The sequence below is a fragment of the Methanoregula sp. genome, assembly GCF_002835825.1.
Lineage (GTDB): Archaea > Halobacteriota > Methanomicrobia > Methanomicrobiales > Methanospirillaceae > Methanoregula.
Window position 1 is genome coordinate 1 of record NZ_PIZH01000056.1, and the last position, 8,505, is coordinate 8,505.

Annotated in this window: 11 protein-coding genes; 7 read left to right on the forward strand and 4 right to left on the reverse strand. The window is 59.4% G+C overall.

Annotated elements, in window-relative coordinates; genetic code table 11:
- From CW742_RS03555 to CW742_RS03585, 7 genes are all read left to right on the forward strand, one after another.
- The coding region (locus CW742_RS03555; RefSeq protein ID WP_292416539.1) for a putative PEP-binding protein at nt 1-1,102 on the forward strand (1,102 nt) is incomplete at its 5' end.
- Nucleotides 1,092-2,201, forward strand: coding sequence for a tyrosine decarboxylase MfnA (mfnA, locus tag CW742_RS03560; RefSeq protein WP_292416542.1), 1,110 nt, complete (start codon nt 1,092-1,094; stop codon nt 2,199-2,201). The genes CW742_RS03555 and mfnA, both read left to right, overlap by 11 nt.
- A 5-nt stretch (nt 2,202-2,206) precedes the next feature.
- Nucleotides 2,207-2,755, forward strand: a complete 549-nt coding sequence (gene hpt, locus CW742_RS03565; protein WP_292416545.1) for a hypoxanthine/guanine phosphoribosyltransferase — start codon at nt 2,207-2,209, stop codon at nt 2,753-2,755.
- Entirely contained in the window at nt 2,733-3,680 is a 948-nt protein-coding gene (gene dph2, locus CW742_RS03570; RefSeq protein ID WP_292416550.1) for a diphthamide biosynthesis enzyme Dph2, read from the forward strand. The genes hpt and dph2 overlap by 23 nt, the downstream gene beginning before the upstream one ends.
- Nucleotides 3,677-4,291: an METTL5 family protein gene (locus tag CW742_RS03575; RefSeq protein WP_292416553.1), complete on the forward strand. Its 615-nt coding sequence runs from the start codon at nt 3,677-3,679 to the stop codon at nt 4,289-4,291. Before dph2 ends, CW742_RS03575 begins: the two co-directional genes overlap by 4 nt.
- 14 nt (nt 4,292-4,305) lie before the next feature.
- Nucleotides 4,306-5,481 carry an MFS transporter gene (locus CW742_RS03580; RefSeq protein WP_292416556.1) on the forward strand — a complete coding sequence of 392 codons (1,176 nt, stop codon included), beginning with the start codon at nt 4,306-4,308 and terminating at the stop codon, nt 5,479-5,481.
- Nucleotides 5,482-5,531: 50 nt separating this feature from the next.
- Entirely contained in the window at nt 5,532-5,711 is a 180-nt protein-coding gene (locus tag CW742_RS03585; protein WP_292416559.1) for a hypothetical protein, read from the forward strand.
- 22 nt (nt 5,712-5,733) lie between these two features.
- On the opposite strand, the gene CW742_RS03590 is transcribed toward CW742_RS03585, so the two are convergent.
- The 4 genes from CW742_RS03590 to CW742_RS03605 all read right to left on the reverse strand — a co-directional run bounded on the left by CW742_RS03590 (nt 5,734) and on the right by CW742_RS03605 (nt 8,325).
- Nucleotides 5,734-6,477: a TylF/MycF/NovP-related O-methyltransferase gene (locus CW742_RS03590; RefSeq protein ID WP_292416561.1), complete on the reverse strand. Its 744-nt coding sequence runs from the start codon at nt 6,475-6,477 to the stop codon at nt 5,734-5,736.
- Between the two features lie 74 nt (nt 6,478-6,551).
- The gene (locus CW742_RS03595) at nt 6,552-7,013 is read right to left on the reverse strand and encodes a hypothetical protein (protein WP_292416564.1); all 462 of its coding nucleotides are present in this window, start codon (nt 7,011-7,013) and stop codon (nt 6,552-6,554) included.
- A gap of 195 nt (nt 7,014-7,208) precedes the next feature.
- Entirely contained in the window at nt 7,209-7,412 is a 204-nt protein-coding gene (locus CW742_RS03600; protein WP_292416567.1) for a hypothetical protein, read from the reverse strand.
- Between the two features lie 64 nt (nt 7,413-7,476).
- On the reverse strand, nt 7,477-8,325 hold the full coding sequence (locus CW742_RS03605; protein WP_292416571.1) for a DUF6159 family protein: 849 nt from the start codon (nt 8,323-8,325) through the stop codon (nt 7,477-7,479).
- Nucleotides 8,326-8,505 lie beyond the last annotated feature (180 nt).

The window sequence follows — 8,505 nt, forward strand, 5'->3', positions numbered from 1 at the left end:
GACCTGCCACGCGGCCATCGTGAGCCGCGAACTGGGCACCCCGGCCATTGTCGGTACACGGAACGCCACCAACCAGCTGAAGAACGGGCAGGTCATCACGGGCGATGGCGAGATGGGGCTCGTGTACGAGGGCGAAATCGCACCCAAGCCTTCCGCACAGGCACACGCGGGAGGGCAGGTTGTGGCCGTTGGCGCCCCGATCATCACCGCAACGAGCGTGAAAGTCAATGTCTCCATCCCTGAGGCAGCGGCACGGGCGGCAGCGACCGGCGCAGACGGCGTTGGCCTCCTCCGGATCGAGCACCTGATCCTCGGCCTCAATAAGACCCCCGGCTGGTACATTGCCAACAACCGCGAGGAGGAGTTCGTCAAGGAGCTTCACGACGGCATCAAGATCGTGCTCGACGCTTTCCCGGGCAAGCCCGTCTGGGTTCGTACCCTCGACGCCCCGACCGATGAGTTCCGTAACATGGCTGGCGGCGAGAACGAGCCGCACGAGCACAACCCGATGCTCGGCTGGAGAGGCATCCGCCGCGACCTCCAGAGCCCGGACCAGTTCCGGCTCCAGATCGAGGCGTTCAAGCGCCTCTGGAAGGAAGGGTACGAAAACCTCGGCGTCATGTTCCCGATGGTCTCCCACCCCGAGCAGTTCATCGTGGGAAAAGAGATGATGCGGGCCTGCGGCGTTGACGTGGAAAACGTGACCCTCGGCATCATGATCGAGATTCCGGCAAGCGCCCTCATGGTCGAAGACTTCATCCGGGCCGGGATTAAGTTCGCCTCCTTTGGCACAAACGATCTCATCCAGTACACGCTCGCCATCGACCGCAACAACGAGAACGTGGCGGATATGTACAACCCGAAGCACCCGGCCGTCCTCACTCTCATCCACAGCGCCATCCAGGTCTGCCGGGCCTACAATGTCGAGTGCTCGATCTGCGGACAGGCCGGTTCCGACCCGAAGATGGCCACCTGGCTCGTGGAGCATGGCATCACGAGCATCTCGGCAAACATCGACGCGATCCCGAAGATCCGCGAAGCCGTGGCAAAGACGGAAAAGCGCATCATCTTAGAAGCCGCGAGAACAAAAGATGCTGAATAAGGGTCAGTCCGAAGAAGAGCTCTTCGCGTTCCTTGCACAGAAGAAGAGCGAGGACCTTGACCACGATTTTATTTTAAGTTCCATGTGCACCATCCCGCACTCCGTCGCGGTCCGGGCACACTGCATGTTCATGGAGACGAACCTCGGCGACCCGGGGCTCTTCCCCGGTACCTTCTCGCTCGAACAGCTCCTTGTCCGCCGGTTTGGCTCGCTCTTCCACTGCGAGACTGCGGGCGGGTATGCAACGAGCGGGGGCACCGAGTCCAATATCCAGGCGCTCCGCCTTGCACGGGTGCAGAACTGCGGGATCCGTGAGCCCAATGTCATTGTCCCGGAGTCCGCCCACTTCTCGTTCAAGAAAGCCTGCGATATGCTCAGCCTGGAGATCCGGCCGGCCCCCCTTGGCAGGGACTTCCGGATGGATGCTGATGCGGCGGCCGGGCTCATCGACAAAAACACCATTGGCCTTATCGGGATCGCCGGGACTACCGAGTATGGGATGGTCGACCCCATTGCCGGGCTGGCGAAGATCGCGGTCCAGCACGACCTCTTCTTCCACGTGGATGCGGCATTCGGCGGCATGGTGATCCCGTTCCTCGACCGCCCGGCCCCCTTCGACTTCTCGCTTGCTGGCGTCACGACCATCGCCGTGGACCCGCACAAGATGGGCATGAGCACCATCCCGTGCGGCTGCCTCATCACCCGTGACCCGCACCTGCTCGATTCCCTCAACATCGACACGCCCTACCTGACCGTGAAGCAGGAGTACACCCTTGCCGGCACACGGCCCGGGGCACCGGTGGCCGGGGCGCTTGCGGTCCTCGACTACCTCGGGACTGAAGGGATGAAGGCAGTGGTGGCCGGATGCATGAAGAACACGGAGCGGCTCATCGCGGGTATGGAAACCCTCGGGTATGCCCGCGCAGCAACCCCTGACCTCAATGTCGCGACATTCTCTTGTGAAAAGGACGCCGTGCCTGTCCCGTGGAGGGTGTCCTGGACACGGCAGAACCACCTCCGTGCGGTCTGTATGCCGCACGTCCACGCCGGCAGGGTCGAGGCCTTCCTCCTTGCCATGCAGGAACACAAAAAACGGTGAAGACTATGCTTGACAGACTCGTTGAATCGCTTGAAACCTGCCCGATGGTGAAACGCGGGGAATACAATTACTTCATCCACCCGATCACCGATGGCGTACCGATTGTCGACCCCGCTCTCCTCCGCGACGTGGCTGCGGCCATGATCAAGGTCATGGACTTAAACAACGTGGACAAGATCGTGGTCGTCGAGGCCATGGGGATCCACATCGGGTCCGTCCTCTCTACCATGACCGATATCCCGATGACGGTAATGCGGAAGCGGGTGTACAGCCTCCCGCACGAGGTCCCGGTCCACCAGACGACTGGCTATTCGAAGGGCGAACTGTACTTAAACGGCGTGTACAAGGGCGACCGTGTTGTCATCATCGACGATGTCGTGAGCACGGGCGGCACGATGAAAGCTCTCCTCGCGGCGCTGGAGATTGCGGGTGCCGAAGTCGTGGATGTCTGCATCGCGATCCAGCGGGGCGACCCCGACATCGGCCGGCCCTACAAGTCCCTCGTGAAGATCGAGGTTGACGAGCGGGTCCATGTTATCAAGCGATATATCTGAACTCACCCGGGAACTAAAGAAGAGGGGGGCCCGCCGGGTCGCCCTCCAGTTCCCGGAAGGACTGAAGCGGAAAGCAGCGGGGTACGCAGCAGCGCTCAGGGAGGCAGGATTCGACGTCATTGTCAGCGGCGACCCGTGTTACGGCGCCTGCGACCTTGCGCTCGATACTCTTAACCACGCTGACGTGCTCGTCCATGTCGGGCACACCCCGGTCGACCACCAGGACCGGGTCATCTTCCTCCCGTATTCCGTGGACTTCGATGTCACAATCCTCCAAAAAGCCCTCCCGCTCCTGAAGGAAAAGACCGTCGGCCTTGTCACCACCGTTCAGCACGTCCACCTTATCCCGGCCATGGAGGAGTATCTCCGTTCGCAGGGTATCGAAGCCCGGGTGGCGGAGGGAAAGGGAAGGACTCCCTGCCGGGGCCAGGTGCTCGGCTGCTCATTCTCCACGGCAAAGGATACAGGTGCGGATGAGATCCTTTACGTGGGCACCGGCCTCTTCCACCCCATCGGGATCGCGCTCTCCACAAAGAAACGGGTCGTGGCCCTCGATCCGCTCTCGGGGATTTGTTCGGAAGTGAGCGGCGAGACCCTGCTCCGCAAGCGGTTTGCCATTATTGAGAAGGCTAAGGCGGCAAAAAGCACCGCGATCATCCTCAGCACCAAGTCAGGGCAGGCCAGGAAGGAGCTTGCAGAGCAGCTTGTGGCCCTCTCCCCAGGCGCCGTCATCGTCACAATGAAAGAGGTCAGCCCGGACGAGCTCACGAACCTTGGCTTTGGCTGTTACGTGAATACCGCCTGCCCCCGGCTTGCTTACGACGACCAGGTGCGGTTCCCGGTCCCCGTCCTCTCGCCGCAGGAGTTTGAGATCGTCTGCGGGAAGCGGAGCTGGGACGAGTACGCAATCGATGAGATCCCATGAAACTGAAGCAGCTCGAGATGGCCCTCCAGCGCCTGCACGGGTTTCCCCGCCCGAAGGTCGCACTTGAGCAATACCAGACGCCGGCACCCCTTGCCGCGAGGCTCCTCTACCACGCCCTGATGAAAGGGGATATTGAAGAGAAACGGGTCGTTGACCTCGGGTGCGGCACCGGCATGCTTGCCATCGGGGCATCCCTGCTCGGGGCTGAAACGGTCACGGGATTCGACATCGACGAGGGGGGTCTTGCCGTGGCACGGGAGAATGCCCGGCTCCTGGATGCCGAAGTCACGTTCCTCCCAGCCGACCTCCGGAAAGGGGGCTGCGAGGACCAGATCGGCGCATGCGACACGGTTGTCATGAACCCCCCGTTCGGTGCACAGAAGGCGCACGCGGACCGGCCGTTCATCGACTGCGCCCTTTCTATCGCGGACGTTACTTACAGCATCTTTAATGCGGGATCCATCCCATTTGTTGAAGCATACACTGCACAACGGGCAGAGGTCACCGAGAAGATCGGCGGAGCGTTCCCGATTAAACGCACCTTTGCCTTCCACACAAAAGACGTGCAGGAGATCGAGGTCGAGATCCTACGGCTGAAACGGACTGTGTAACCCCACCCCGCAGCGTGAAGAACACTATCACGGGACTTGCCGCTGCCCACATGATCACCGACATCTACATGCCGGTGCTCCCCGCGATCCTGCCGCTCCTGATTGCAGAGAACGGTTACTCTTACCTCACCGCAGGGCTGCTCGTTACAGCCTACAACGTTACGTCCTCGTTCACCCAGCCAGCCATCGGCTGGCTCTCCGACAAGCGCGGCCTGACCATCAGCGTGAGTATCAGTCTCTTCATCAGCGCTGTTTTCGTTGCCCTCATGGGTGTCGTGCACAACTATTACCTGGTGATGGCCTTTGCAGTCCTTGCCGCCCTGGGCCATGCCTGCTTCCACCCGACCGCGCTCAGTCTTGTAAGCCGGCTCTGCTCTGCCGAGAACCGGGGCAGGATCACCTCGTACTTCGTGGTCGGGGGCAACCTCGGCTACGCCATCGGCCCGGTACTGGCCGGGGTCCTTGTCTGGGGGTTCGGGCTGCCCGGGCTGGTGCTCCTCATCATCCCCGCCCTTATCATGGTATTTGTTCTCCGGCGCCTCCTGCCCGGGGGAATGGCAGCAGTACGCGAAGCCCATGCCACTCCCCTTCACAAGGTTGCCGATGTGCCGTCGAAATGGCCGTTTGTCATCCTGATGGTGGCGTCCATCCTCCGGGCGTGGGCAGTCTTTGCGGCCATCACCTATCTCCCGATGTATCTTGTTTCGGAGGGGTACAGCCTCGTTGTGGCAAGCACCGTCCTGACCCTGATGCTCCTGACAGGAGTCGCCGGGCAGGTTGCCGGCGGGCACATCTCCGACCGGGTCGGGAGAAAAGAGTTCATGGTCTTTGCCCTTGCAGGAGCGGTGCCGCTCTTCTACCTCTTCTTTGCATCATCGGGCATCCTGCAGCTTATCATCCTCCTCTGCTTCGGGTTCTGCCTCTGGTCCACTTTTGCGGTGGCTGTGGCCATGTCGCACGAGCTCCTGCCCGGCAATGTCGGGCTTGCCTCCGGTGTGATGCTCGGCCTTGCCATCGGCTTTGGGGGCCTTGGCGTAGCCGTCAACGGCATGATCGCTGACACGTACTCGCTTACAGCAGCGATCGGGACGATTCCCCTGCCCATCATCGGGGCGGTGATCCTGATGGCGCTCCTGCCCTACCCGTGGAAGACGCTGGGGAAGAAACGAGGACACAGCACCGGTACCTGATGCAACAGGCTTATATCATCCCGGAAAAAACGTGATGTGAGGTAAAAAACATGGACAAAGTTGGAGTCATTGCACTGATCATCGGGATCATCCTGTGTGCTCTCGGCGTGTATGGGATCTGGGCATTCCTGCCGGAAGTCATCTACGTGATCAAGGGTCTGGCCGGCATCGTCGTGCTGCTCTTTGGCCTGATGCTTGCCATCTTCGGTATCCTTATCGTAAAGGACTAAAAACCGGACAAAACTGTTTTTTTCAGACCTTTACCACAAGGCACTGCGACCCGGCAGTCTCCAGAACGGGTTCGGTCCTGCCTTCGAAGAAATCATCGAACGCCTTCTTGACACCGGGCGCCGTGATGTAGTCATGGGAGATGATGATCCCGCCCTGGCTCATGCGGGGGTAGAAGAACTCAAGGCTCTGTTTCGTGCTCTCGTAACAGTCCACATCCAGGTTGACGAGAGAGAAGTGCTTGTCCTTCACCGGCCCTGCGGTATCGGGAAAGATCCCCTTGTAGAAGTGGACATTCCTGCTCTCCTTGAGGTAGTCCCGGACACTCTCGAAGGACGCGGCAAATTTACCCTCGTAGAACGGCCAGACCATATCGATCTCGTCTACCTGGGGCAGCCCCTCGAACGTGTCAAAGAGGTGGAGGGCCTTCTCCCCCTTGGCCGAACAGATGATCTTTGCCGAGCCCCCGCGGTAGACCCCCACCTCGGCAATGTCCCCCGGGACCTTCTGGGTGGTCTTCACTGCCATGTAGATATGGTACGCCTCGATGTCCTCCAAGAGAAGCTCGGTCTCCTTGCGTATCTTCCGGAGGTTCTTTGCAAACTCCTTTCTCCGGTCGCAGCCATAGTGGGAGAGACGGCCGCGGTTGGCGATATCGTTTCCCATGAAAGGCTCGAAAAAGACGGCTTTCCGGAACTTCAGGAGGTACCTGCTGGGGATGACAGAATCAACAACCGAATAGATCTGTTTCTTCTGGGGCAGGCGCATGTCTTATTCAATTCGTCGTTCTGCAATTTATATCTCTGGTGAAAAAAGAGATGGGGATGGGGGCGACATGAGGATCAGGGCTTTTTGGGGATTTCCGCAAGACCGGGTTTTGGGCTTTCGGCTTCCAGGTCCAGCTCGTCCAAGAACGGCATGAGGCAGGTAACGAACGGTTCAGGACTGACGTTGTCGTCTCCGCGGCGTTCCCCGGTTGCAACGATCTCGACCATGAGCGGGAACTCTTCGAGCGTCTGCTCGAACGAGGGATCGTTCTCCCTTGTGAACCGGAGGAAGCTCTCCACGAGGATTACCGGGCGTTCATACTCGGGAACTCCTGCATACTCGGCAAGAACGGATTCGAGCGGTTGTCCCCGGGCCAGATCCTCCTCAAAGAAGAGCCAGATGGAGACCCCGTAGTTGTCTTCAATGCTTGCGCATTTGCGGATATCGACCGTTGTTCCGGGGATGAGGCCGAGGCGCCCGAGTTTTTCTGTTGGTGTTGTTCCGGGAACGGCAGCCCACGCGGCGGGTTTCAGCATTGCAGTACATGGAGCGGCCATAGGTGTAAAGATAACGATAATGGCAGCGGGATGTGGCAGGGCCGGACAAAGGATTAAAGAGGAGGGATGAACACGAAAAAAGGGTCGCTCCCTGCCATACTTGTTCAGGAGAGAGAAGCCAAGTCGAAGAGTGCTTTCGCACTCTTCTCATTGACTTCTCGTTGATTGGGGGAATTATTCCCGCCCGAACTTGTTCAGGAGAGAGAAGCCAACACCGAAGAACAGCACCGCGGCTACCGGCCAGACCGACCAGGTGATCCTGCCGTTCATCATGAAGTCCATACCAAGGAGAAAGACCGAGATGAGCAGCATCACGGCAATGCCGTACCACCACTTCTTCCCACCGGTTCCAGAGCACCCGCAATCCATCATACTCATAGTATCATGAGATAATGGGGGCATATGAATAAAAAAGGAGCAGAAAGGATTGCTCTATTATCGTTCAGATGGTGCCGGGCCCGGCCTGTTTTGGGAGGAACGCATTCTGGATTGTGTCCCGGCTGAACGCGGAGGGGACGGTGCCGGTCTTTGCGTAGGTGTAGAGCGCGGTCACGAAGATGCCCTGCATTGCGGAGTAGACAACAGCGAGGACCACGATCATGAGGAGGAAGAGGGCAAGGGCTGCGTAAAAGAGGAGCTCGATGCCGAGGAAGAGTGTCCCGAGGACACAGAGCCCGCCGAGAACTCCGATCACGACAAACACGACGGCCATCCCGCCGGCCCCGACAATGCTCTCGCCCCACGTCTTCTTGATCAGGCCAAACGACTCCGTTATCGACGCAAAGACACCCTTGTCTTCGATAACGAGCACCGGGACCACGAAGAACGTGACCAGCGCCCATGCGCCACCGATTACGGAGAAGACAATCTGGCCGATGAAACCCGAGCGTTCTTCCAGAAGGTGGAGGACAAGACCGACCGTTGCAGAAATAACGGCCCAGCCAGCGATTGCGGGGATGTGCGTTGCTGCGGCGGAGAGCCCCTCTCCAACGGACAGGTCCCTGCCGTTCAGCTTCGCGTTCACACACGTGATCAGGGCCGTATTGAAGAAGATGACGACAAAGTAACTCACCACGTAGAAGAGAAAGAGGAGCCCGTAGTATACGAGCGGACCGACCTGTGCCTTTCCCATAAGTGCCCCGGAGAAGAGGAGCGGGAGAATGAAGGTGAGCACGACAAGAATCGTAACAATTCCCGAGAGGATGGGAAATACGAGCAGTTTTTTGTCGTCCATCAGGATATTCCAGCTTGTCTTCACAAGCCCGATACTTCTGCCGATGCTTTCAAACATAGGATCAGCGTGGTCGCGGGAACGAGATGAAGATTGCGAGGAGATCCAATGAAAAAGAGGTTTTTGCCGGGGAGCGCGCAGGGTTAATGCCGGCGGCGCATCCAGACGATGCCGGCAATGGCGGATGCGAGGATCCCGATCCCTGCGGAGAACGCCGGCGACCGGGTCACAGCAGGGGAG